Origin of the sequence: Alteromonas sp. LOR (genome assembly GCF_000753865.1) — a bacterium.
Lineage (GTDB): Bacteria > Pseudomonadota > Gammaproteobacteria > Enterobacterales > Alteromonadaceae > Alteromonas.
This window is the reverse complement of the sequence record NZ_JQFW01000031.1, coordinates 88627-113825: the sequence shown is the minus strand read 5'-3', so window position 1 is coordinate 113825 and position 25199 is coordinate 88627. Positions and strand designations below refer to the sequence as shown.

21 protein-coding genes are annotated in these 25199 nt (G+C 45.6%); 6 read left to right on the top strand and 15 right to left on the bottom strand.

Annotated features, from left to right (window positions below):
• Window positions 1-50: 50 nt before the first annotated feature.
• A complete protein-coding gene (locus JV36_RS0111940) occupies window positions 51-1274 on the top strand; it encodes a polysaccharide deacetylase family protein (RefSeq protein WP_052010089.1) in 1224 nt (407 codons plus the stop codon).
• Window positions 1275-1390: 116 nt separating this feature from the next.
• Here the strand turns inward: JV36_RS0111940 and JV36_RS0111935 are convergent, their stop codons facing one another.
• Genes JV36_RS0111935 through JV36_RS0111910 form a run of 6 tightly spaced genes read right to left on the bottom strand, consistent with a single transcriptional unit; the run spans window position 1391 to window position 5954 of the window.
• On the bottom strand, window positions 1391-1978 hold the full coding sequence (locus JV36_RS0111935) for a GNAT family N-acetyltransferase (RefSeq protein ID WP_032095296.1): 588 nt from the start codon (window positions 1976-1978) through the stop codon (window positions 1391-1393).
• 4 nt (window positions 1979-1982) lie between these two features.
• A complete protein-coding gene (locus JV36_RS0111930; RefSeq protein WP_032095295.1) occupies window positions 1983-2630 on the bottom strand; it encodes an SCO family protein in 648 nt (215 codons plus the stop codon).
• Window positions 2627-3544 carry a heme o synthase gene (gene cyoE / locus JV36_RS0111925; protein WP_032095294.1) on the bottom strand — a complete coding sequence of 306 codons (918 nt, stop codon included), beginning with the start codon at window positions 3542-3544 and terminating at the stop codon, window positions 2627-2629. The genes JV36_RS0111930 and cyoE overlap by 4 nt, the downstream gene beginning before the upstream one ends.
• Window positions 3537-4712 (bottom strand): COX15/CtaA family protein, encoded by a 1176-nt coding sequence (locus JV36_RS0111920; protein WP_032095293.1) that lies wholly within the window; start codon window positions 4710-4712, stop codon window positions 3537-3539. The genes cyoE and JV36_RS0111920 overlap by 8 nt, the downstream gene beginning before the upstream one ends.
• 5 nt (window positions 4713-4717) lie before the next feature.
• Window positions 4718-5257, bottom strand: coding sequence for a hypothetical protein (locus JV36_RS0111915; protein ID WP_032095292.1), 540 nt, complete (start codon window positions 5255-5257; stop codon window positions 4718-4720).
• On the bottom strand, window positions 5250-5954 hold the full coding sequence (locus JV36_RS0111910; RefSeq protein ID WP_081926611.1) for an SURF1 family protein: 705 nt from the start codon (window positions 5952-5954) through the stop codon (window positions 5250-5252). The genes JV36_RS0111915 and JV36_RS0111910 overlap by 8 nt, the downstream gene beginning before the upstream one ends.
• 45 nt (window positions 5955-5999) lie before the next feature.
• Between JV36_RS0111910 and JV36_RS0111905 the strand changes: the two genes are divergently transcribed.
• Complete coding sequence (locus JV36_RS0111905; RefSeq protein WP_032095373.1) at window positions 6000-6209, top strand: DUF2909 domain-containing protein; 210 nt, start codon at window positions 6000-6002, stop codon at window positions 6207-6209.
• Window positions 6210-6291: 82 nt separating this feature from the next.
• Here the strand turns inward: JV36_RS0111905 and JV36_RS0111900 are convergent, their stop codons facing one another.
• The 6 genes from JV36_RS0111900 to JV36_RS0111875 form a co-directional block, all read right to left on the bottom strand.
• Window positions 6292-7173: a cytochrome c oxidase subunit 3 gene (locus JV36_RS0111900; RefSeq protein ID WP_032095291.1), complete on the bottom strand. Its 882-nt coding sequence runs from the start codon at window positions 7171-7173 to the stop codon at window positions 6292-6294.
• Between the two features lie 21 nt (window positions 7174-7194).
• Window positions 7195-7782, bottom strand: coding sequence for a cytochrome c oxidase assembly protein (locus tag JV36_RS0111895; RefSeq protein WP_032095290.1), 588 nt, complete (start codon window positions 7780-7782; stop codon window positions 7195-7197).
• An 89-nt stretch (window positions 7783-7871) separates the two neighbouring features.
• A complete protein-coding gene (gene ctaD / locus JV36_RS0111890) occupies window positions 7872-9485 on the bottom strand; it encodes a cytochrome c oxidase subunit I (protein ID WP_032095289.1) in 1614 nt (537 codons plus the stop codon).
• Window positions 9486-9494: 9 nt separating this feature from the next.
• On the bottom strand, window positions 9495-10658 hold the full coding sequence (gene coxB / locus JV36_RS0111885) for a cytochrome c oxidase subunit II (protein ID WP_032095288.1): 1164 nt from the start codon (window positions 10656-10658) through the stop codon (window positions 9495-9497).
• Window positions 10659-11245: 587 nt separating this feature from the next.
• Complete coding sequence (gene lexA, locus JV36_RS0111880; RefSeq protein WP_032095287.1) at window positions 11246-11872, bottom strand: transcriptional repressor LexA; 627 nt, start codon at window positions 11870-11872, stop codon at window positions 11246-11248.
• 113 nt (window positions 11873-11985) lie between these two features.
• Window positions 11986-14277: a sensor domain-containing diguanylate cyclase gene (locus JV36_RS0111875; RefSeq protein ID WP_235207830.1), complete on the bottom strand. Its 2292-nt coding sequence runs from the start codon at window positions 14275-14277 to the stop codon at window positions 11986-11988.
• A 282-nt stretch (window positions 14278-14559) separates the two neighbouring features.
• On the opposite strand from JV36_RS0111875, the gene JV36_RS0111870 reads away from it, so the two are divergent.
• Both JV36_RS0111870 and plsB read left to right on the top strand, forming a co-directional pair.
• Window positions 14560-15045 carry a GNAT family N-acetyltransferase gene (locus tag JV36_RS0111870; protein ID WP_032095286.1) on the top strand — a complete coding sequence of 162 codons (486 nt, stop codon included), beginning with the start codon at window positions 14560-14562 and terminating at the stop codon, window positions 15043-15045.
• Between the two features lie 261 nt (window positions 15046-15306).
• Window positions 15307-17763, top strand: coding sequence for a glycerol-3-phosphate 1-O-acyltransferase PlsB (gene plsB / locus JV36_RS0111865; RefSeq protein ID WP_032095285.1), 2457 nt, complete (start codon window positions 15307-15309; stop codon window positions 17761-17763).
• A gap of 154 nt (window positions 17764-17917) precedes the next feature.
• Here plsB and ilvA read toward each other — a convergent pair whose 3' ends face one another.
• Entirely contained in the window at window positions 17918-19459 is a 1542-nt protein-coding gene (gene ilvA / locus JV36_RS0111860) for a threonine ammonia-lyase, biosynthetic (RefSeq protein ID WP_032095284.1), read from the bottom strand.
• Window positions 19456-21306 (bottom strand): dihydroxy-acid dehydratase, encoded by a 1851-nt coding sequence (gene ilvD / locus JV36_RS0111855; RefSeq protein WP_032095283.1) that lies wholly within the window; start codon window positions 21304-21306, stop codon window positions 19456-19458. The genes ilvA and ilvD overlap by 4 nt, the downstream gene beginning before the upstream one ends.
• Before the next feature lie 614 nt (window positions 21307-21920).
• On the opposite strand from ilvD, the gene JV36_RS0111850 reads away from it, so the two are divergent.
• Window positions 21921-22538, top strand: coding sequence for a trimeric intracellular cation channel family protein (locus JV36_RS0111850; RefSeq protein ID WP_032095282.1), 618 nt, complete (start codon window positions 21921-21923; stop codon window positions 22536-22538).
• A 93-nt stretch (window positions 22539-22631) separates the two neighbouring features.
• Window positions 22632-24146 carry a YifB family Mg chelatase-like AAA ATPase gene (locus JV36_RS0111845; RefSeq protein ID WP_032095281.1) on the top strand — a complete coding sequence of 505 codons (1515 nt, stop codon included), beginning with the start codon at window positions 22632-22634 and terminating at the stop codon, window positions 24144-24146.
• 66 nt (window positions 24147-24212) lie between these two features.
• Here JV36_RS0111845 and ilvY read toward each other — a convergent pair whose 3' ends face one another.
• Window positions 24213-25079: an HTH-type transcriptional activator IlvY gene (gene ilvY / locus JV36_RS0111840; RefSeq protein ID WP_032095280.1), complete on the bottom strand. Its 867-nt coding sequence runs from the start codon at window positions 25077-25079 to the stop codon at window positions 24213-24215.
• Window positions 25080-25199 lie beyond the last annotated feature (120 nt).

Here is a 25199-nt window from a genome sequence, read left to right as displayed (position 1 = left end):
AAGGCTCTCAAACATAGACTGAAATTAGGTTCAATAAGGAGAAGTGTACCATGCTAATAACGCTGAACAGAGAGCGTAAATCCTCATTCACAGCACTCGGTGGTCTGCGTGCCTGCATTGCACTTTTCACGCTGCTGTCATTTCACTGCGTCTTTGCATCTGCCCATTTACCCACTGACTCTACAGCATCTGAAACTAAGACAGAGCAAAGCACTAGCGCTATAAAAGACAGTTTCTCAAAGGGCAGCTTCATAAAAGACAAAACGCCTGAGAAAGCAGCCTCGTCAACTCAAATGACCAATGCGGCCATATTGCTCTATCATCATGTTTCCACACAAACGCCCTCGAGCACCAGTGTGACACCGGATACTTTCACGTCGCACATGGAGTACATAGCCAACAATCACACGGTGTTGCCCCTTACCGACATTGTTAATGCCATTGTAGAAGGTAAGCCACTGCCAAAAGATGCTGTGGCTATTACCTTTGACGATGGTTATGCCAATATTTTAGAAAATGCTCACCCAATTCTGAAGAAATTAGGCTTCTCCTACACGGTATTTATTAATCCAAATGAAATTGGCGTAGCACCGCAACAGCTTACTTGGGAAGAAGTTAAGAGGATGCAGGATGAAGGCGTTATTTTTGCAAATCACACCCTAGATCACCTGCACATGCTTAATTATGAGTTTACCGATGAGAACTGGCTTGAGCGTGTGTTTGAGAATGTTGAAGCTGCAGAAAAGAAAATAGACAGTGAGCTGGGGGTCAGCCTTAAATACCTTGCCTATCCATTTGGAGAATATAATTTAGCGCTGGCAGCAAAGCTTGAAGAAAACGGCTATGTGGGCTTTGGCCAACACTCTGGTGCCGTAGGTGAAACCAGTAATCTTCTTGCCTTACCTCGCTTCCCAGCTGCGGGCCCTTACGCTAACCTCAAAACCTTAAAAACCAAGTTAAACAGTCTTGCTATGCCGGTGGTACACACTACCCATGCTGAGCCACGAGTGCGCAGCAATACCCTATCTGACACGATAACACTCACCGTAGATGAAGAAGATGTTAGCCTAAACCAAGTGAACTGCTTCTACTCTGGTAAGAATATAAAAACGCATGTGGATGGAGAAAAGGTAAGCTTTGCCATAGAGAGCACGCTGCCCGTTGGCCGCTCAAGAGTAAACTGCACCGCACCGTCGAAAAGCATGGCAGGTCGTTTCTATTGGTATTCTATGCCGTTTTTCTTGGCAGATGATAATGGCCGCTACCCTGATTAATAAGCACACTGATAAAAAGCGCACTGGATTGCAATTGCTTAAAACAGTGAGAGCCTTTAAAAAGGCTCTCTTTGCATCAACTAGTGTAATTAATATCTCGCTTATAAAAGCGCGTGTTATACGCTTCGATAAAACCGAATGAACCCTTTGTTAATCGCTTCTTCACTAAAGCCTAAAGATTGATAAAACCGGATAGCAGCGATATTCGATACTTCTACGTCTAACACAATGTGACGTTTTTGTAGTTCAGTTGCTTTTGCTTGCATAGCGTTAACTAATGAACGGCCAATACCTTGGCGCTTGCCGCCATCTGACACAGCCAAGTGACCAATCATTAATTCGGTATTGCTAGGAGGGGTTAGATTCACTGCCACTGTTTGATTTCGCATTACAACGGTAATCGCTTCATCTAGGGTAAAGTACGACGTTATACTGTCTAGGGTAGCTCTATCAAATGCAGTGCCAAGCTTACTATGCCACGCCGTGACTAAGCCTAAAATTTGATTGCCTTTTTCTGCCACCCAATGGTTTTCAAATCCGTACTGCCCGCCACCGAGTTGCCATGCATGGGCTAAATAACCCAACGCCGTTTTGTTTTTAGCATGTCCAAAAATAGCGTTTAACAGTGACTCCGCGGCACTTAAAATTAACGGTGTTGCAAATGGAGCGTCAGATGCCACGCCCGGTCTTATATTGATTTCCATATGACTACTTCGCAATAATAATTGGCATATCAGCCAGAATTTGCTGAGGATCGCTTATCGATAGTTTGCCCGGCTCTCTTGTGGGTTTAAACCGTCCTACAGCACGCCCTTTAGGATCGATAAGTACAATTGAAGCGCTGTGGTCTACGAGGTAATTGGGGTTATCTGTACTTTCAGAAATGGCGTACATCATGCCAAGGTTTCTGACTAACGGAAATAACGACTTATGCTCACCTGTAACCGCAATGAACTCTTTATTAAAATAGCCTACATACTCAGAAAGTCTATCTAAAGAGTCTCTTTTAGGGTCAATTGAGACAAACACCACACGCACAGGATAGGTGCTTTCTATCTGCTGCAGCTGCGAGTAAATTCCGTTTAGCTCAGCCATGGTCGTAGGGCAAATATCGGGGCAAAAGGTATAGCCCACAAAAACTAAGCTCCACTGCTCTTTTAATGATTGCTCAGTGAACGCCTCGCCGGTGTGATGTAAAAGCGTAAAGGGTGCAACCGCTCGTGGTTGCGGATATGCCTGGAAATAAGACGGTGTTTCACCATTGTCAGTACTAGGCGGTGCTATATAAAGCGCACCAATAACACCACCTATAAGAGCAACAAATGCAACAACACCAACAATAAACTTTTGATTCATAAACTCACTGGTATGTAATGGTCAAGTAGCAATACCACAAACAATACCATGAGATGAATGATTGAGAACCTAAAAGTTTTCATCGCCGTTTGATCATCAGCGGCAAACTTTAACTTAATCGCGTAAAGCAAAAAGCCTAGATTTAATGCACTAGAACCAACAAGATAAATCATATCGCTCATGCCAGTTAAGTAGGGCAGTAGGCACACCAATCCCAGTAAAACGGTATACAGCAACACTGACGTTTTAGTGAAATCTACACCGTGGGTTACGGGTAGCATAGGCACTTTTGCTTTGGCATAGTCCTTTTCTCGATGAATAGCTAGCGCCCAAAAGTGCGGCGGTGTCCATGTGAAGATAATAAGCACTAAGAGCAGTGCGTGTGCATGAATTTCACCCGTTACTGCGGTCCAGCCAAGAAGTGGTGGTGCAGCTCCAGCCAGCCCACCAATAACAATATTTTGCGGCGTTGCCCGCTTTAAGTACATGGTATACACGAAGGCATAACCCACTAAACTGGCGAGGGTTAGCCACGCCGTCAACATGTTGACAAAAACCGCCAATACCACAAAGCCTACCGCCCCTAACGTACCGGCAAACCACAGGGCATTGTTGATACTTACCTTTCCTTTTGCCACCGGCCGATTAAAGGTGCGCGCCATTACGCTATCTATTTTATGGTCGACGACATGGTTAATTACCGCTGCCGAAGCAGACAGCATTCCAATGCCGGCTAAACCACTGACTAGGGTAAGCGCATCTACCCACGTAGGCGTTGCTAAGCACATTCCCACTAGCGCAGTAAGTAGCAGTAACATCACCACATTCGGTTTTGTCATTTCATAATAATCTTTCCACGATACAGCATTGTGTGGGCGGGTGACTCGAGATTGAAGAGAGGCTGATTTAGCCATGAAGACCTCCTGTGGCCTTAGATAGGGCTTGTGGTAAAGCGTGAGACGATAACGTTGTATGACGAGCTGCATTCACTGACGAATCATAAGTAGGTGCAGTTGACGTGTGTTTAATCAGTGAAAAAACTATCCACAGTAGGGACAAAAGCAATATAGCGGCAAACGCGTTGTGTAATACCGCCACGGCTAATGGCAAAGCGAACACCACATTGCTAACCCCTAAAGCAACTTGCGCAAACAGGCAGCCAATCATTATCGCGCTAACGCGCTTTAGCTGCAGAGAAGCACCCTGTTTGAAAAAGAGTGTGAGCCCTAAGGCCAGTAGATATGAAAAGGTAATCAGTGCTCCGGCCCGATGCACTATATGCATCGTCGCTCGCTCACCGTAATCATGTGCGCCAAACTCATAGTTCTCTGCTTCTGGAACACTAAATGCGCCTGCAAAATCAAGTCGACTTTGCCAGCCTTCTTCACAAATAGGCATATCAGTGCACGCCAACGCGGCGTAGTTCGCTGATGTCCAACCTCCAAGTGCAATTTGAATCACAAGCACACCCACACCAAACAATGCGAAAGTTTTCATCCGTGAAAGACCGGCCACTGAAGGCGATGCGACCGGCCCAGCTGAGTCCTTAGAAACTGGCTCTTGTGAAACTGAGTTTTGTGAAACTGAGTTTTGTGAAACTGAGTTGGTGCTAGTGTCGGCTTCTCGCAGTCGTAAATACAAAAGAAACAAACAGGAAAGAACGCTGAAACCGCCTAATAAGTGGCCCATAACAACCACTGGCAACAAATTAAGAGTGACTGTCCACATACCGAGTGCAGCTTGAAAGGTAACAAGCCCCAACAGCAGTAAAGGCAGTTTAAAAGGGGTGCCTTGCTTGCGCTGCCTAAAAGCGATAAACGCAATGGCGGCAATGCACAAACCTAAGGTGCCGGCAAAATAACGGTGTATCATTTCGTTCCATGCCTTGAAGGCTTCTACCGGCCTTTCTGGGTAAGCGGCATTCGCCGCATTCACTTTATCATCACTCAGGGGCACCGTTAGGTTGCCGTAACAGCCGGGCCAATCTGGACAGCCCAAACCAGCGTCGGTAAGGCGAGTGTATGCCCCAAGAATAATGACGACTGCGGCTAAAAAGAGACTGAATAACGTGAGCTTTTTCATAACTATCACCCTATGCGAGACAATTTAAGCAGTTTTTTGATATCGGCTAACATATTGCGACTTTCCATCACCGCTTCTTCTTTGTCGTCGCTAATTTGATAAAAAAGCATGGCGTTATTAAGCGTATCTACCACGTACACACTTTGAGACGCGAGTTGCGCGGTATCATCTACCGACAGTGTGGCAACGTTGGGATAATCCACAAGAGAAGCCAGTGCGTTAGCGTCACTCGTTGGTGTAGCCAACACTAATGCTTGGGCGCGGTCAGACTCTTTGCCGAGCGCTAGCCACACTTGATTAATACTGAAAAGTGCATTTTCACAGCGCGAATCGCACTGCGCGGGCATGACGTACAAAAGACGCCACGTGGGTGAACTGTCTTCTAGCAAGGTCGTTAAATTGATAGTGGGTTCAAGAAGTGCGCCCTTATTCGTTGAGGCTTTGTTAAACCAATCGTTTTCTAGGGCGAGCTTTGCTAACACCACGGGGAGCACAAATACAGCGACCATAATTATTAGTGTTTTTTTGGATGTAGTATTACTCATGAATACGTCCTTTTTTACTGATTGCAAACCCACCTATTGCAGCTGCTGCAATGGCTAAACCGAACCATTGCACCGCATACCCTAAGTGTTTTTCTGGAGGCATAACTACCGGCTTATAATCGCGAACAAAAGCCGAGTCTTGTGAAGTAAGCTCTACAACGTAAGGAAGAAGTTTGATGTTTAAACTCTGACTTAACGACGCAAATGCTACCTGTTGAATAAGTGCGGGAAACTGAGAAAAATTAACATTCGTTTCTGTGATAAGGGGGTTACTGCCGGGTACGGTGATGACCCCCTCAAATTCCTTGTTACCGTTAGGCAAGTTTACTTCAGGAATAGTGCGCTGAAGGTCAGGGGCTGCTACCCAACCATAATTCACCAAAATCCAACCCGCATTCGTTGACACAGGGGCGAATACATCGAAGCCAACCTGCTGTTCGTGAATTTGATTATCAAGCAATAGGGGGCGCGTACTGTCTGGCGTTCCCACAAAGTTAATGGAGATATCTCTAGGGTCTTCTTGTGATAGGGCATCAATTAACGAGAGGCTTTCATTGCTTTGCTTTTGCGCTATGCTAGCTAAACGTTGCTGTTTTTCCACCATGCGTTCCAGTTGCCAAAATCCAAGGCCGCACATCGCCGCAACACTAAGTGCGGTGAGTAACCAGGGAATTAAAAACTGTGAACGTTGTGACATGTTTAACAGCTCCAACCAAAACAAATAATAAAAGAAGAGATGGTTATGTTAATAAAAATAATTCTTGTCGCTCTGGTACTGTTTATGATTGTTAATCTTTTCATGGCCATGCGCGTGATGATGAAAAACGATCCGAAAGACGGGCCAATGAGCAAATATATAGGTCGACGGGTTTTCACCTCTGTCATCATTGTTGTGCTAATACTAATTGCCATTAGTACCGGAGTCATTTCGCCAAACCCCCGGCCTTACTGAGGTTTGGCGCTTTCTTTCGTTTTCATTATCGTTGCCATTTCCATAGGCATACACGTTAAGGCGCTGCAGCGCTCAATCCCTCCTACAGCACGTAAACGAAAATGAACAACATTACCCACACCACATCAACGAAGTGCCAATACCAACTTCCCGCTTGGAAGGCAAAGTGCTCTTTAGGCGTAAAATGACCTTTCAATACTCTAAAAAACATCACAATAAGAATAATGGTGCCAAGGGTAACGTGCATGCCGTGAAACCCGGTGAGCATAAAGAAGGTGTTGCCGTAAATGCCCGATTGCAGGGTTAACCCTAGGTCGCGGTAGGCATGGATATATTCTTCAACCTGTAGAAACAAGAACCCGCAGCCAAGCAAAATGGTAATACCCAGCATAACGGTAAGTTGCTTGCGCTTGTTCTGCTCTAGCCCCACGTGTGCAAAGTGCAGCGTTACCGATGAGATAAGCAGAATAATGGTATTAATGGTAGGCAGGCCACCTGGGCTCATTTCTTGGGTAGATATGCCGCCAGGTGTGCTTACCAATGGCCACATAGCTTCAAACCCAGGCCACAGTACTTCATTGGTCATGGCGTTGTTAGAATCACCGCCAAGCCAAGGTACTGCAATAAATCGGGCGTAATACAACGCACCAAAAAATGCGCCAAAAAACATCACTTCAGAGAAGATGAACCAACTCATTCCCTGTCGATATGAACGACCTAACTGGTCGCTGTACAAGCCCGCCATCGATTCGTCAATTTGGTTCTTAAACCATCCCACCAGCATGACAAGTAAAACGACAATACCGGCAAGCAGTATATAGCTGCCGTAACCGCTTTCGCCCTTCGTTGCTTCAACCACAAAGTTACCGGCCCCGACTGCAATTAAAAACAGTGCAATCGCTCCTACAATGGGCCACGGACTTTGCGCGGGTACATAATATTTTTGATATTCTTGCTGCATCATTATCTCCTTATCCTTAACGGGCTATTCGCCGCTTTGTGCGGACGGTTCCATAAAAGGATTCGGTTTAGTTGTTAGGTCACTTGCTCTCGCGGTGACGTCATAGAGTGTGTACTGCAATGTAAAAAACGTTATTTCTTCTGGAAGCTGTGGATCTACGTAAAACTGCATAGGCATATAGGCTTCTGCTCCAGCCTGCAAAGGCTGTTGGTTAAAGCAAAAGCATTCTGTTTTGTTAAGATAAATAGCGGCAGTGCCAGGCGATACCGACGGTATTGCCTGAGCAATGATATTGCTTGACGCTGGATTGCGAACGTAAAAAGACACTGTGTTCAATTCGCCTGGGTGTACTTTGATTCGCTTAGTTTCTGCTCGAAACTCCCACGGCATTCCGGTGTTCGTGCGAGTGATAAACTCAACGGTAATTTCTCTGCTTTCATCAATCTCTACCGATTGATAAACCGCCGCGGTTCCCTCTGTTTTCCCGTTGATGCCTGCAATATCACAAAACACATCGTAAAGTGGTACTAGAGCAAAGCCGAATCCAAACATACCAATAACAATGGCGATTAATTTCACGACCATTTTATTGTTTGCACTTGCCTGCGTCATACACTTTGCCTCCGTTTGAGACCTGAATCACTTGGTGGGCAAGGGGAGTAAAACATGTCGCCCCTTGCACCACTAAGCCCAATACTCACTTACTTCACTAGTGGGGGTGTTTCAAATGTGTGGTAAGGGGCTGGAGAAGGTATTTCCCACTCGAGTCCTTCTGCACCGTCCCACACCTGGGCCGATACTGGTTCACCTTGCTTCTTACATGCTTTAATCAATAGTGCTAAGAAAATAAGTTGTGATAAACCGAAGGCAAAACCGCCTAGACTGATCCACTTATTAAAGTCTGCAAACTGAAGTGCATAGTCTGGGATTCGGCGTGGCATACCTGCCAATCCAACAAAATGCATGGGGAAAAACAGCACATTTACCGATACTAACGAGCACCAGAAATGCCATTTCGCCAACGTGGTGTTGTACATCTTGCCCGTCCACTTCGGCAGCCAGTAGTACACCGCCGCCATAATGGAAAAGACCGCGCCAGTAACCAAGACATAATGGAAATGCGCAACCACGAAGTAAGTGTCATGGTATTGGAAATCAACAGGTGTTATCGCCAGCATGAGTCCCGATAAGCCGCCAATAGTGAATAGCACAATAAACGCTATGGCGAACATCATTGGCATTTCAAATGTCAGCGAGCCTCGCCACATCGTAGCTACCCAGTTGAATACTTTCACCCCCGTCGGCACAGAGATAAGCATGGTGGCGAACATAAAGAACATTTCCATGTACACCGGCATACCCGTAGTAAACATATGGTGAGCCCACACTACGAAAGACAGTAGCGCAATCGAAGCCGTTGCGTATACCATAGAGGCGTAACCAAACAGCGGTTTTCGAGAAAACGTTGGCACAATTTGAGAAATAATACCAAATGCGGGCAATATCATTATGTACACTTCCGGATGACCGAAGAACCAGAAAATATGCTGGAACATGACCGGGTCTCCGCCACCGGCGGCATCGAAGAAGCTCGTACCAAAAAACTTGTCCGTCAGAACCATTGTCACCGCACCGGCTAGTACAGGCATAACGGCGATAAGCAAGAACGCAGTAATCAACCATGTCCATACGAACAAAGGCATTTTCATCCACGTCATACCTGGGGCACGCATATTAAATATGGTGACGATAACGTTTATCGCTCCCATTATTGAAGAGATACCCATGATATGAACAGAGAACACAAACAGCGCGGTAGAATCACCACTGTACGTTGTTGATAGCGGAGCATAGAAAGTCCAACCAAATGCCGGACCGCCACCTTCCATGAATAACGAGCTAAGTAGAATTAAGAACGCCCCAGGCAGGATCCAAAAACTCCAGTTGTTCATTCTGGGGAGCGCCATGTCTGGCGCGCCTATCATCATTGGTATTAGCCAGTTAGCCAAACCTGTGAACGCCGGCATTACGGCACCAAATACCATGATTAGTCCGTGAACCGTGGTCATCTGGTTAAAGAAGTTTGGTTCGACAATTTGCAGTCCGGGTTGGAAAAGCTCCGCACGGATAACCATTGCCATGGCGCCGCCCACCAAAAACATGATGAAGGCAAACCATAGGTACAATGTACCTATATCTTTGTGATTCGTTGTAAACAGCCACCGCGTAATGCCCTTAGGTATATGGTCGTGGTGCTCATGCTCATCGTGATGCACAGAGGTATCTGGCGAAATTACTTCAGTTGCTTTACTCATAACTCGCTCCTAGTTTCCTGATGCTGCGGCGTTGACATCTTTAGCCTGAACCATGTCGCCGGTGTTATTACCCCATGCATTTCGCTCATAAGTAACAACCGCTGCAATTTCTTTTAGGCTTAGCATTTTGCTGAACGACTGCATCGCCGTTCCGGCCTTACCATGAAGCACTATTTCAATGTGCCCTTGCTGATCTTCCAATGCCATCTTACTGCCTTTAAGCGCAGGGAAAACGCCCGGTAAACCTTCGCCATTTGGCATATGACACGCCGCGCATGTTGCGTTGTATACACGCTCGCCCTCTGTCATCAGTTCATCCATCGACATATTCATTGATAATAGACGTTGTTCTTCTTCTTTTGCTTGGCGGACGCGCTCTTCTTGCCCGCCCATCCATGCGTCAAATTCCGCTGGCTCTTTTGCAATAACCACTATTGGCATATACCCATGATCTTTACCGCACAGCTCTGCACACTGGCCTCGATATACGCCAGGCTCATTCACCTTTGCCCATGCTTCGTTGATGAAGCCAGGGTTAGCATCTTTTTTAACGGCAAAATCAGGTACCCACCACGAGTGAATAACATCATCTGACGTGATCAAAAACCGCACCTTCTGCCCTGTGGGTATAACCAGAGGACGATCGACTTCTAATAAATAATTGTCGGTTTTTGTGAATTTGTTTTGAATTTGTTCGCGCTGAGTAGCAAGTAAGGAGTAATACTCAACGTCGCTGTCCATATACTTGTAGTGCCATTTCCACTGCGACCCTGTGACTAGCACGGTCATGTCAGCTTCAGATGTATCTTCCATGGCAATAAGCGTATTAGCTGCAGGCACGGCCATAAAGATTAGGATGAGGAAAGGAACCACTGTCCATGCAATTTCCACTTTCACATTTTCGTGGAAATTCGCAGGCTTTGCGCCACGGGATTTTCTGTGCAGGTACATGGAGGCAAACATGACGCCAAACACAACTACAGCGATGGCTACACAAATAAAGAACATAAGCATGTGCAGGTCGTACACCTGGCCACTTATATCGGTAGCGCCCCGTCTAAGGTTAAGCGAAGACAATTCTTCAGCCGCCTCTTGCGCAAAAAGGAATTGAGAAAAAAACAAAAATGGTACACTTGCACACCATTTTGCAGTCGCGGTCTTTAGTGATTTCACTCAGCACCTCCGTAATGGTAGAACCATTAACGCCAAATGTTGTTATGCGCAGTCTCTACCAAGTGGTTTGTGAACGATTAACTCAATACATCGATTTGTAAATTGAATTCAAAGTCATTGTTATTATTTTGTTAAAGCTTGTATAAGAATTGCGCAATAATGGCGTTCCGTCTAGTCTTTTCTGTTAAAAATTTAATGAGACGGTTAAAATTTAATCTAACGCTGTTTGAGCAGTGGGTTTTATGATGCAGTGTAAAGCGAGGTAAATCAGGGGATAGTCAGGTTATTTGCAGTGAAAACTACACCGATTCTCTTGTAACGGAAAACAACATTTAGTTTCTATAAATCAATCGTTAACCGCGAAAAATTGAACAAATTTCACACAAACCCAAGGCAATATAGTATGTAATGTCTTACTAACATTAGATAGAAAACGTGCGTGGATTTTTATCAGATATAGAAATGTATTAATGATATTTATAAGCACTGAAAGTCTTAGCTAATAGTGGTTTTATTAAGCATATCAACAAACTTAAGTGCAAAAAAAAGCGGCTATTGAGCCGCTTTCATAATAACGTCATAAAAGGCTACATCCAGTCGGCGTTTCGAATAACGCCAACGGCAATACCCTCAATGGCAAACGGCTCGTTTGCCAAGTCGACTTTAATAGGCGAAAACTCATCGTTTTCAGCATGAAGTAATACTTCTCTGCCGCGTCTTTCTAAGCGCTTCACCGTCACGTCTTCGTCAACTCTTGCTACTACAACTTGGCCGTTATGTACATCGGTAGTGCGATGTACTGCTAGTAAGTCGCCATCGAGTATACCAATGTCTTTCATACTCATACCGTTTACGCGAAGCAAAAAGTCTGCGTGAGGCTGGAATAGGGCAGGATCCACTTTATAGTGCGACTCTACGTGTTCTTGAGCAAGAATAGGTTCACCAGCGGCGACTCTACCAATTAACGGTAATCCTTCCTCTTCAACCACTTCTTCTTCAATAGGAACAGTCAGTTTGATACCGCGAGACGTTCCTGGCAAAATTTCAATAACGCCTTTACGCGCAAGTGCCTTAAGATGTTCTTCAGCAGCATTAGCAGACCTAAAACCTAGGTGACGGGCTATTTCTGCACGCGTAGGTGGCATTCCCGTTTCTTGCATGTTTGATTTTATAAGTTCTAAAACTTCAGTTTGTCGAGCTGTGAGTGGGCGCATAAAAGACCTGTCTGTCTATACAGTTCCTGTAAGTATATACACCTAAACATAAATGACAAGCGCAGACACGCTGTCACAAACAAAAAAAGCGACTATCGCTATCAAATATGAAGTTAAAGTATACCAGGCTGCCAGCAGGTGCGGTTTCTACCACTTGACTTAGCCTCGTACAGAGCCTGATCGGCCACCGACAAGTAGGTACTAAAATCGATATCGAAGCAGTCTGACGTATAGCTAACCCCCGTGCTGATAGTAATATTGATTCGATCGTCTTTGTAAGCAAGTTGCGCAGCGTTTATAGCCTCCCGAAGACTCTCAAAGGTGCTGTTTACTTCATTAGGGGATTTGTTCACTAACACAATGGCGAATTCTTCACCGCCTAACCTAGCCACAACACCGTGCTCGCTGCAAAAAGAGCGAGTGAGTGATGCAACCTCCTTTAATGCATAGTCGCCAGCATCGTGCCCGTAGGTATCGTTGACACTCTTAAAGTAATCTATGTCGATAATAGCTATGGCGACTTGCTGGTGAGTTTGGGAGATGAGATTACATTCGTCTAAGAAAGCTCGTCTATTTAACAAGCCGGTGAGGGGGTCGGTCATCGCAAGCATACGCAGTTTTTCTTCAGCTTCTGCCCGTGCGGTTTCCAAATCAACTGCATAAAATAAACCTGCTAATGCATCTAAAAACGGCTGGAAAAACGCTGCATCTGACGCTTTGTAAAATTCAAACTTGTTAGCTAAGCCAATCATACCCACAACTTCATCTTTTATCTTAATAGGAAGCCCAAGGAAGCGGTTAATACGAGGGTGGCCTTTAGGGGTGCCTCTTGAGGCGGGATGAGTTTTGGGGGTGTTGCTAATAATCACATCACCGGTTGTAATAACTTTGCCAAACAAGTTATCAAAACTTGTGAAGTACAGGTTTCGCTTTTTATACTCTGCGTATTGCGTAAAGCTAGAACTGTCCCACACAATGTCTGAAATGGCATGAATAAAGAGTTTTGGCTCACTGTCTTTATCCTGCATTTGTGCAATAAAAGCAAACTGACTGTCTGATAGCTCAATTAACTCGGGGAGTACGGTTTGACAGGCCAGTGTAAGATCATTGCTTTCTAGATAAGATGCCCGCGTTTTATTGATAAACTGCAGCAGCTGCGTTTTTTTCTTTTCATGGATTTCGCTCTCCATTCTTCCCGTAATATCACGGTGAATACCGGCGACTCTTAGCGGTTTTCCCATGACGTCATTTTCAACAATTTTACCGTAAGACTCAACCCACACCCAGTTACCATTAGCGTGCTTCATTCTAAACGTAGTGTTAAATACGCTTGTTTCACCTCGCAAATGTTCATCGAGGTGTTGTTCAAATTGCACGAGGTCAGCTGGATGAATAAGCTGTCTGGAATATCGATAGCTTGTATCGTAGTACTCATAATCAATACCTACAATTTCACACCATCGCCTGTTTACCTGGTTCACATCGGCTTTTAAATTCCAATCCCATGTTCCTAGCTCTGAAGCCTCTAAGAGCAGACGCATTCGCTGATTGGTTTCGTTGAGTTTGTCCTCCACATATTTTTGATCGCTGGTATCAAATAAGAACGCCTGCACCGAAAAAAGGCTTCCACTGTCGTTGAAACTAGCAGTAGAAATCATGCTCACCCAAATAGTGCGAGTAGGCACAGACATTTTTAGCCTACAAACATGGATTTCGACCCCTTCCATGTGTGCCTGCATGGCAAAGGTAAAGTCAGCGTCTGACTCATCGCACATCAAATCGGTGAACTCAATTTTGCCATCTAATAAATCTGCCGCATCAGCACCAATGACTGTGTGTGCGTTTTTGGAGATGTACGCTAATTTAAGGGAGGTATCGAAATTCCATGTCGCAAGTACGATAGGCGACTTCTCGATTAGGCCGTGCTCTCGTTTGAGCATTTCATGCTCTCGTGAAAGACCAATATGCTTACTCACCAGTAAGCCTATTCGCTTTAATAATGTGAGGTGCTTTTCGCCAATATTCCTTGGCTGTGAGTCAATAAGGCATACTGCGCCAACAGATTCGCCTTCAATATGAATAGGTGTCCCGGCGTAAAATACGACATGGTTGTCGTCGATTACATTTTGTGAATGTTGAAAGCGCTCATCTTTCGTAGCATCGGGAATAAGTAGGGGCTCGCCGGACTCCACAACATAACTACAAAACGCATTCTCACGAGGAATATACTCGATATCAGTGCCATGGCTCGCTTTTATCACTTCGTCTTGCTTACCAACAATACCAATTAACGCAATGGGCACATCGTAAGCTTCTGCCAATAATGTCATTAAATCGTCTAAATCGAGCGGAAGTTCGCTATTGAGCATCGATGCGTCGATGGTTGTTGAGAGCCTATTGTCCAAGGTGTTTTGCTCGTAGGTAAAATCTAATATAAAAATAGTAAGTTATGCATGAAACGCCAACTTAAAAATGATTACAAAACAGTTTTTTAGCCAAAAGTCTTATTTTTTCAAACCCTATCTCTTTGACGGCACTGTAAAGGTCCCCGTTTCCTGATGACAAGGCTCTAATCATAAAATGACCTAATGAAAAATTGCCCTAGTGATAAAGATGCTAACAATGCTATTCATTATGGCGTTTTTTATCTAGCATAGCGTTATTCATAATTAAGTTAATTTTTACCGATGGAACAATCTTTACCTCTGGAATTTTTACCTTTTAGCGATGAGTTATCGCCTTATTTTGATTCGATAAATAGAGAATGGATAGAGTCTATGTTTGTTCTTGAACCCGTTGATGAAGATGTTATTTCTCGCCCAAGAGAGTTTATTATTAATAAAGGCGGCCACATCTGGTTTGCCAAACACCCAACCCTAGGTGTGGTGGGAGCCTGCGCATTAGCAAAAAAATCGGAAGGCGTTTTTGAGCTCACTAAAATGGGAGTAGTTTCTACTGTTCGAGGCCTTAAAGTAGGCGAGCAGCTATTGCAATATGTATTAACCTTAGCGCCCTCTATCGCTCACAACACCCTATTTTTACTCACCAATAAGCGCTGCGAGGCGGCCATTCACCTTTATTTAAAAAATGGATTTGAGCACTGCAAAGAAACAATGGATAAGTACGGAAGTGCCTACGAGCGCTGCAATGTGGCCATGCGTTATACCCGTTAAAACATAACGCGACGTTTAGCGTTATTAACCAGGACGTTTTTTCTGCGTGCAGTGTATAGTTTTGATAGTGAGCAATACCGCACATTATGAAAGTTTAAGCCTTTATATAGGATTGGCTACCATCGCTTATGCTACTAATCAGTCACTTACGTTAATGCGCAGTGTCGCTCTGATTCGCCTGCATAAATTCAGCATAAAAGAAGACATTACCGGTTTTGTGATACACTAACTGCGTTTTTATTTCATAGGATGACAGAATTCATGTCGTGGATGCGAAAAGCCTTTTTATCGGTATTTCATTATCCTGTTAAGTTGCTTGTTAAAGCACACAGTATTCCAGTGAACGTCGACTCCGAGCTAGGGATCGATAAAGAAAAGCCCATTGTTTATTTATTACCGACTAACTCGGTCACCGACCAATTAGCGCTGAGAATGTCAACGCAAGCATTAGGGCTGCCTAGCCCTACAGACACGCTGACTCTTGCGGGCAGAGAATACCCTTCCACCTTATTCTTGAGAAAAACTCAGCCGCTTTTTCGCTCAGGTGGCGACAGTACTGGCATTGAAGATGTCTTTACTGATTTATTTCATTTACATCGCGACCACGAAAATCTAGACCTTCAGGTAGTGCCCGTATTTATCACCTGGGGAAGAACACCGGGTAAAGGCAAGCCAGGCTTAGGAGACTTAATCACTTACAAAGCGGCACCAAGCTGGCTCCAAAAGTTATTCATTGTCTTGTTTTTAGGGCGCGATAACTTTGTCAATTATTCAAAAGCCGTCTCGGCTCGCACAATGGCCAATCAGCACGGTAGTGACCAAAGCATTGCGCAAAAACTTGTAAGAGTAGCGAGCACTCACTTTCACCGCAAACGCCAAAGTATGACTGGTCCCACATTGCTAGAACGACAAGAGCTCAACAATAGCGTATTGGGCTCTGATGCCGTGCGTCGTGCAATGGCTGAAGAGTCTCGAGCGAAGAAGGTCTCACACGAGAAAGCCAAAGAGCGGGCGCAGTCTTACATCACCGAAGTGGCTGCGGATTATCGTGAAGGCTTAATTCGCTTTGGTGACAGAATCCTTACCCGAATTTGGAACAAGATTTATAACGGCATCAGCGTGGGTCACGCAGAGCGCATCCGCGAGCTTGCGGCTAATGGACACGAAATTATCTATGTGCCCTGCCATCGAAGCCATATGGACTACCTTTTGCTTACCTATGTCATTTATCACGAAGGCATGGTGACACCGCATATCGCCGCCGGCATTAACTTAAACTTCTGGCCAGTAGGTAAAATATTTCGCCGCTGCGGTGCGTTTTTCTTAAGACGTAGTTTTGCTGGAAATAAACTTTACACTGCCGTATTCAGAGAATACTTAGAGCTATTGTTTAATAAAGGTTATTCGGTGAAATACTATCCTGAGGGTGGCCGAAGCCGCACGGGAAGGCTTATTCCACCTAAAACGGGCATGCTGGCAATGACCATTCAGGCGATGCTGAAAGGTGTAAACCGCCCGGTTAGCCTTGTACCCGTTTACATTGGCTACGAAAACGTGATGGAAGTGAAAAGCTATTTGAATGAGCTCAAAGGCTCTAAAAAGAAAAAGGAATCGAACCTTCAAGTTTTTACCGCCATCAAAAAGCTTAAAAATTATGGCCATGGCTACGTAAATTTTGGCGAGCCAATTCAACTTAATCAGTTTTTAGAGTCTCACGTTCCAAATTGGCGAGAGTGCCGTGACGCCGAGCCAGAGAAAAAGCCAGCATGGTTAACGCCGGCAGTTAACGAACTGGCTAACGATGTGATGACCCGCATTAATAGAGCAGCGGCGCTTAACGGTATGGCGCTTATCTCGCTGTGCCTGTTGTCTTCAAAAACGCAAACCATGAGCGAAGCAGAACTTAAGCAGGCGATGGGCGACTTTATCGACTTGTTCAAACAGGCCCCGTTTAGTAATGATGCAACAATTCCCGAGGCGTCTGCCGACGAACTGCTGAAAGACACGCTGAAACTTGGCCGGTTTGACATACAAGATGACGATTACGGCAGACTAATAAGCCCGCAACCTAAATCGGCTGTTTACTTAACTTACTACCGCAATAACATTTTGCACTTGTTTGCCATTCCTGGGCTAATAATGGCATCGGTTTTTGCTAAAAAAGGGATCAGCAAGAATAAGGTGTTTGAGCTTATTGCGTCACTTTATCCACTGCTGCAAAAAGAGCTTTTCCTTCACCTTTCTCAAGATGAAGCCCTCGCTCATACCGACGCGCTTATCACAACATTGATTGGCAGCGGGCTGTTGCGCGAGGTTGATAACGAATTACTTCCTCCTGACGCACACTGTAAGCAATTCCATTCTGCATGGCTGTTAAGCCGGTGTATGCAAGAAACCCTGCAGCGCTACGCTGTTGTGCTGACCATTTTGGATAAAGAAAAGTCTATCAGCAGAGGCGCACTCGAGAGAGAAAGTAAAAAAGTAGCAGAACGTCTTTCTGTTCTTTATGGCCTAAGCTCGCCAGAGTTTTATGATAAGAACGTATTATCAAGCTTTATTAGTGCCTTAAAAGAAAACCACTGGTTAGACTCAGAAAAAGACGGCAGCTTGAAGTACTCTGAAGAATGCGAAGCCCTTCGTGAAGACGTAATGGCGCTCATTTGGCCTGAGATGATGCAGCACCTTGAAAATGTTGCGCTTAACTCAGACAAAGACTAGGGCGAGTTGATTTTGCTACACATTCTTGCAGCAATCTGTTTTATAAAAAACAAAAGAGGGCCCTTATACTGCTCCAAGGTAAGCTAAAGCTTACGTAGAAGCAGTATAAGGAAAAACTGGCTGGTATCGCTAATAATTGCTAGCGTGCAAATCGTTAGCGAGCAGGTTGAGATAAAAAGAACCGGTATGCAGGGTTGTCCGTGACCTCTTCAAATTTATAACCAAGCTCTACCACGTGTTGATTAAAGGCTTCACGGCTTTCTGGCAATATGTCAAAGCCAACTAACACAAGCCCTTCAGCAGCCCCGTGGTTACGGTAGTGGAACAAGGTAATGTTCCACTGCTCACCTAGTGTGTTTAGGAAGTTTAACAAGGCCCCGGGACGTTCTGGAAATTCAAAACTAAATACCTGTTCGTTAAGTATGCTAGGCGGTCTTCCCCCTACCATATGACGAACATGCAGCTTCGCTAACTCGTTATCCGTTAGGTTAAAGCAATCGTAACCTCTATTTTCTAAGTCCGATTGAAGCGCAGCAAATTCTTGCTGTCCTCCCTTGAGCTTTACGCCTACAAAAATATGCGCTTCATTTTCACTGGCATAGCGATAGTTGAATTCGGTTATCGCTTTAGCGCCAACGCACTCACAGAACTGCTTAAACGCACCTTTTGTCTCTGGAATTTTTACCGCAAACACGGCTTCTTTCTGCTCGCCTAATTCACAGCGTTCAGACACATAGCGCAACGTGTGGAAATTGATGTTAGCGCCACACAAAATGCCGCCTAAGGATTTTCCTTGTAGCTTGTGCTCTTTGGCATATTTTCGAATAGCAGCAACCGATAACGCTCCAGCTGGTTCAGCAATAACGCGGGTATCGTCAAAAATATCCTTAATAGCGCCGCATATTTCGTCGTTTGATACCGTAATAGTTTCATCGATTAGGCGATTACACAGTCTGAAGGTCTCCTGACCCATGACTTTTACCGCCACACCATCAGCAAAAATGCCTACGCTATCCAGTTCAGTTGGCTCACCCGCCGCTTTAGCTTTAATAAAGCAGGCTGACTCTTCCGATTCTACGGCAACAATTTTAATGCTGGGTTTAAGCTGCTTCAGATACACAGAAATACCCGCGGCCAACCCTCCGCCACCAACGGCTACAAATAAGATATCGAGGTTCGGGTTTTGCTCTAGTAATTCACGAGCTACCGTGCCTTGACCTGCAATTACATCAGGATCGTCAAAAGGAGGAACAAATGTATAGCCAAACTCCTGACATAGGGATTTTGCATGACCACTGGCTTGGTCAAAACTCGTGCCGTGCAGCACAACCTCTACATTCTCACTACCAAAGCGACGCACAGCGTCTATTTTAATGTCAGGCGTGGTTTCAGGCATGACGATAGTGGCCTTGATACCTTTCATTTTAGCGCTATATGCAAGGCCTTGCGCATGATTACCCGCCGATGCGCCAATTACGCCCGCCTCAAGCTGCGCTTGAGAAAGGGAGTGAATTCGGTTGTACGCACCGCGAAGCTTGAAGCTTTTTACTGGCTGCTGATCTTCGCGCTTTAAAAAGATGTTGTTGCCCAACTCAGCCGATAGCAAAGACATATAAGATAACTCGCTGGCAACGGCAACATCATACACCGGCGCCAACAGAATTTTCTTTAGATACTCGTGGTCGCTTACACTCATAACCCTTCCAATTTCGTCACGTCTCGAACAGCACCTTTGTCTGCGCTTGTGGCAAGGGCCGCAAATGTTTTAAGCGATGTGGATACTTCGCGAACGCGATCTTTTGGACGCCACGGTTTATCGCTTGCTTCCATTTTCGCGCGACGCTCAGCTAAGGCTTCATCGCTTATCTCAATATTGATGGTGCGATTAGGAATATCAATTTTGATTTTGTCGCCATGCTCAACCAAAGCAATACCACCACCGCTAGCGGCTTCAGGCGAACAGTGACCGATAGACAAGCCGCTAGTACCGCCACTGAATCGACCGTCGGTAACCAATGCGCACTGCTTGCCAAGCCCTTTAGATTTGAGGTAAGACGTTGGATACAACATTTCTTGCATACCCGGTCCGCCACGAGGGCCTTCGTAACGTATGAATACCACGTCGCCCGCTTTGACTTCATCGCCTAAAATGCCCGCAACCGCGTCATCTTGGCTTTCGTAAATACGTGCAGTGCCGTCAAACGTCAGTATAGATTCATCCACGCCAGCGGTTTTTACAATACAGCCGTTTTCAGCCACATTACCGTAAAGCACCGCAAGGCCACCCTCTTGGCTAAACGCATTTTCAATTGAACGAATGCAGCCATTTTCCCTGTCTGCATCAGCTTCGTCCCAGCGGCAGCTTTGACTGAATGCTTTAGTGGTACGAATACCTGCCGGCCCGGCACGGAAAAACTCGATGGCTTTTTTATTCTCAGGGTTAGTAATATCCCAGTCGCTAATAACATCGGTAAGCGGCTTACCCAGAACGTGGTTAGTATCTTTGTTCAGTAAGCCGGCTTTATTTAATTCGTTGAGAATGCCGATAACACCACCAGCGCGGTGCACGTCTTCCATATGATATTGCGGGGTAGCAGGCGCTACCTTGCATAAATGAGGTACTTTGCGAGACAGCCTGTCTATATCATCCATCGTAAATGGCACTTCGCCTTCCATTGCAGCCGCAAGAAGGTGCAATATTGTGTTCGTCGAACCGCCCATGGCGATATCGAGACTCATGGCATTTTCGAAGGCGCTGAAATTAGCAATATTACGCGGCAATACGCTCTCATCGTTATCGCCGTAGTAACGCTTACACAACTCGACTATTTGCTCACCCGCTTTTTTAAACAACCCTTCACGATCGGCATGGGTTGCCAGCATAGAGCCATTACCCGGCAACGACAGTCCTAGCGCTTCCGTTAGGCAGTTCATTGAGTTTGCCGTAAACATACCCGAGCAAGAACCACAGGTAGGGCATGCTGAACGCTCTATTTCATCTGAGTCCGCATCGCTTATTTTGTCGTCAGCGGCGGCCACCATGGCATCGACCAAATCAAGTTTAATAAGTTGATCAGACAGTTTGGTTTTGCCGGCTTCCATAGGCCCGCCCGATACAAACACAACAGGTACATTTAGGCGCATTGACGCCATTAGCATTCCCGGCGTAATTTTGTCGCAGTTTGAGATACAAACAATAGCGTCTGCACAGTGTGCGTTAACCATGTATTCCACACCGTCGGCGATAATTTCTCGCGATGGAAGGCTGTAAAGCATACCGCTGTGGCCCATGGCAATACCGTCATCTACTGCGATGGTGTTAAATTCTTTGGCTACACCACCTGCGGCCTCAACACTGCGAGCAACCAACTGCCCCATATCTTTAAGGTGTACATGCCCTGGAACAAATTGGGTAAATGAGTTGGCGATAGCAACAATAGGCTTTCCAAAGTCAGAGTCTTTCATACCTGTGGCACGCCAGAGCGCGCGAGCTCCAGCCATATTTCTGCCTTGCGTGGTGGTTGCAGAACGTAACTTGGGCATAAATCCCTCCCGTTGATATAGTCAAACGAATAAATAAAAGTTAGCAGATACCGTTACCTGCTAAATGTGTTTTATTGCTGTTGCTGGTCTCGCATCTAGGCTAAGGCACCCATTTTGAGGGACACCTAGTCGACCATAGTCAACCCATGCGTAAATACCAGCAACATCAGAAATTAGTTAGCGAAAGAATCCAGTGGCGCTAAAACATCATGTGCTGAATCAGCATGAATGTAGCGCAATACTCTTCGCCGTTGCGACAGAAAAGGCTGTTCAAAACTTACCATTGTGGTGTTGTTTTTAATGGTATAATTGACATGCTGTGTGTCTAGCTGCAGGTGCTCTTTCTAAGTAAATGCGTCTGCATGACACGCGCACAAAATGAAAAGTTGTTCGGTTAGGGTTATGGCGACCCTTGTCCTACACTGTAACGTGCTTTATACATTCACTCGCAGTGGCCGCTGCAGATCGAGATTTTGTCTCGCTGAATTTATGTACGTACAGTGTGCGCAAAGAAATATCATAAAACCCAATATTGAATCAAGTATTTTGCGGTTTAAACAGCTATTAATAGTCATTTTCACAAATAGTAACTTTCAGATACAGGGCGGGTATAGATGTTTGATTGGTTTCATTGGCTAAACCTTGCTGGTGTAGCGGTATGTGCGATTTCTGGTACCTTAATGGCCTATCAAAAGCGCATGGATGGATTTGGCGTCATCGTGTTGGCTAGCGCAACAGCCATTGGTGGCGGCACACTGCGCGATGTGATGCTAGACGTGCCCGTGTTTTGGATTGCTGATACAGATTACCTATATACCACCCTTGTTGCCGCTTTTATTCCCATTTTGTGGCTGCGCATAAGCCCCCGATTTCCTTTTCATTACCTATTAATTGCCGATGCCTTCGGTTTGGCGCTATTTAACGTAGTAGGTATTGAGAAAGCCTTAGCAAATGATACTGGCATTGCGGTTGCCGTTGCCATGGGAACGATAACCGGTGTTTTTGGTGGCCTACTGCGAGATGTTATCTGCCGAGAAGTACCGCTAGTGTTAAACGGTGAACTGTACGCGATGACATGTATTGCCGGTGGTTTTGCCTATGGGGTTGGTCTGTATTTCGACCTTGCAACACAGTGGTGCGGTATTGCTGCACTGATAACCACAGTACTATTGCGCCTAGGCAGCTTGCGGTGGCATTGGCAGTTGCCGGTATTTTACAGCGAACAGAGCTAGATCAACACGCCCCTTGTACAGTTACGTAAGGCTGCTCCCTCATTTACATTGTTTACCCAGCAAGAGACAGTAAGACAGTGCTGGGGTAAATATATGAGTATGGCCGTTGTTAAAACCTTCGCAGGACAGGGGCTTTCTGCACCTGAAATCTCCGTTGAAGTTCACTTGGCAAACGGCCTTCCTGCCTTTCAGCTGGTAGGCATGGCAGAAACAAGCGTAAAAGAGGCACGGGAGCGAGTAAGAAGCGCGCTCATCAATAGTGGCTTCGATTTTCCTGCTAAACGGATCACCGTTAATTTAGCCCCCGCAGACATTCCCAAGTTTGGAGGGCGGTTCGACCTGCCCATTGCAATGGGTATATTGGTTGCAGCCGGTTACTTACCTGACACGAGCTTACTTAATATTGCCTTTGTAGGCGAACTTGCGCTTAATGGCGACATAAAGCCTGTTGGCGGCCTGATACCCGTGGTTATAGCCGCCGCAAACGAAGATATACCGCTTATTTACCCGGGCGATAATGATATTGAAGCGGCGCTGGTCTCCCACGCTGCTCGACTGCCGGCTTTTGACTTACTCTCTGTTTTTGAGCACCTAAGTGGCCATAAAAAGCTCTCCTCTGGCCAACCATTCACGCCTACTTCTGCGTGTAACAGTGACGTAGGGTGGGACGATATCATTGGGCAAGAACAGGCAAAACGCGCACTGATTATTGCGGCAAGTGGCGCACATAATTTACTGATGGTTGGGCCTCCGGGTACAGGAAAAAGCTTGCTGGCCAGTCGTATGCTTGCCCTGCTGCCTCCGCTCACTGAAGAAGAGGCCTTAGAGGTTGCCTCTGTCTATTCGGTAAAAGGCGAAACGCTTAATGCTGAAAAATTTATGCATCGCCATTTACGCTCACCCCATCACACAAGCTCTGCCATTGCCCTTACTGGGGGCGGTTCAAACCCGGTACCCGGGGAAATATCCCTAGCCCATAACGGCATATTGTTTTTGGATGAATTACCTGAATTTGGCAGAAAAGCATTAGACGTATTGCGAGAACCATTGGAAACAGGCGACGTGCATATTTCTAGGGCGTCTGGCAGTGCTACGTACCCAGCAAACTTTCAGCTGATTGCCGCAATGAATCCCAGCCCAACGGGGGATATCGACGACAACCGCCTTTCTCCTCAGCAGCAGCTTAATTACTTAAACAGGTTGTCTGGCCCGTTACTCGATAGAATAGATATTCAAGTTGAAGTTCCCCGGCTTCCTGATTATGACTTACCTATCGCAAAGCCCAGCGCTGACGATTCAATGCACAGGATTAGACAAGAAGTCGCCGACACGCGCCATATTCAGCTAATTAGGCAGGGAAAGCCAAACGCAGCCTTAAGCGCAGGTGAGTTAGCGGCTATATGTAAGGTAAGCGAGGGCGATCTCCGCTTTTTAAAGGCGGCAGCAAAACAACTCAACTTATCGATGCGGGTGTTTCATCGCACGTTAAAAGTAGCGAGAACCATTGCTGATTTGCACCGCGAAGAGGCCGTAAGCCGGGCGCATATTAGTGAAGCTTTAGGGTATCGCGCCCTCGATAACTTAATTAAACAACTAAGTAGCTGTTAAAAAGCTAGAAAGTTAGCTTCTTTTTTTGTCACATCAATAGGTAGTAAGTAGGTACTAACTAAAGCATTAGTTGCGCACATCTAATTTTAAGAAAGCGTCGACTAATGGCTCATGCTGCTTATTTTGAAGACAGCATAATCCAAGAGCGTAAGGCTCTATATCATCTACCTGAATTTGCGTTACTGCGCTGGCCATACTGGAATGATCTAGCACAACTTTAGGCACAAAGCCTACTCCGCATTCCAATGCCACCATACTCACAATGGCTTCATTACCGCCTACATAGGCGTAAACGTTAGGGCGAATGCCATGCTCTGCAAACCAGTGATACGCGGTTCGTCGGGTAGGCCCGGTTTCAGGCATGATCACCTTATGCTTTGTCCAATCTAACTGGCTCAATTGGGTTAATCGCCATTCACGAGGTGCAATGAGCACCAGGGGAACATCGTCAAGGGCTGAAAAGTGAAGGTCGGTAGGCATGTCAGGCGTATAAATAGCGATAGACAGGTCACACTGCTTGCTTTTTACCTTCTCAATTGCCAATGCAGGGTCGCCCGTAATAAGTCGAATATCAACGCCTGGGTGCTGCTCTCTAAACTGCCGTAACATGCTTGGCAAGTGGCTTTGACTGGCGGTTACCGAGCAAAAAACACTTATCTCACCCTGCAGTGCGTCGCTGTCTGCCTTTAAATCTATCTTCAACTGCTGCCATTCTTTTAAGGCTTGTTTTGAAAATGACAGCAACTTGTGGCCACTGTGGGTTAGGGCTACTTTTCTGTTATCGCGCTTAAACAAGGTGCAGCCTAAGTCGTCTTCCAACCTTTGAATAACGCGACTCAGCGTAGACGGAGAGACATACATAGCCTCGGCTGTATCACCAAAATGTAAGCTGGTGGCCAAATGATTAAAGAGTTGTAAACTGCGAAAATCCATAACGTTTCATTATTTGCAATATTATCTTGCAAATATATCATTTTCCAAAACAAAAGAAATCTTTTAGTCTTCACAGCAAGTCGTCATAGACGAGGTCTGTCAGCACCAAGGTGGTGTTTG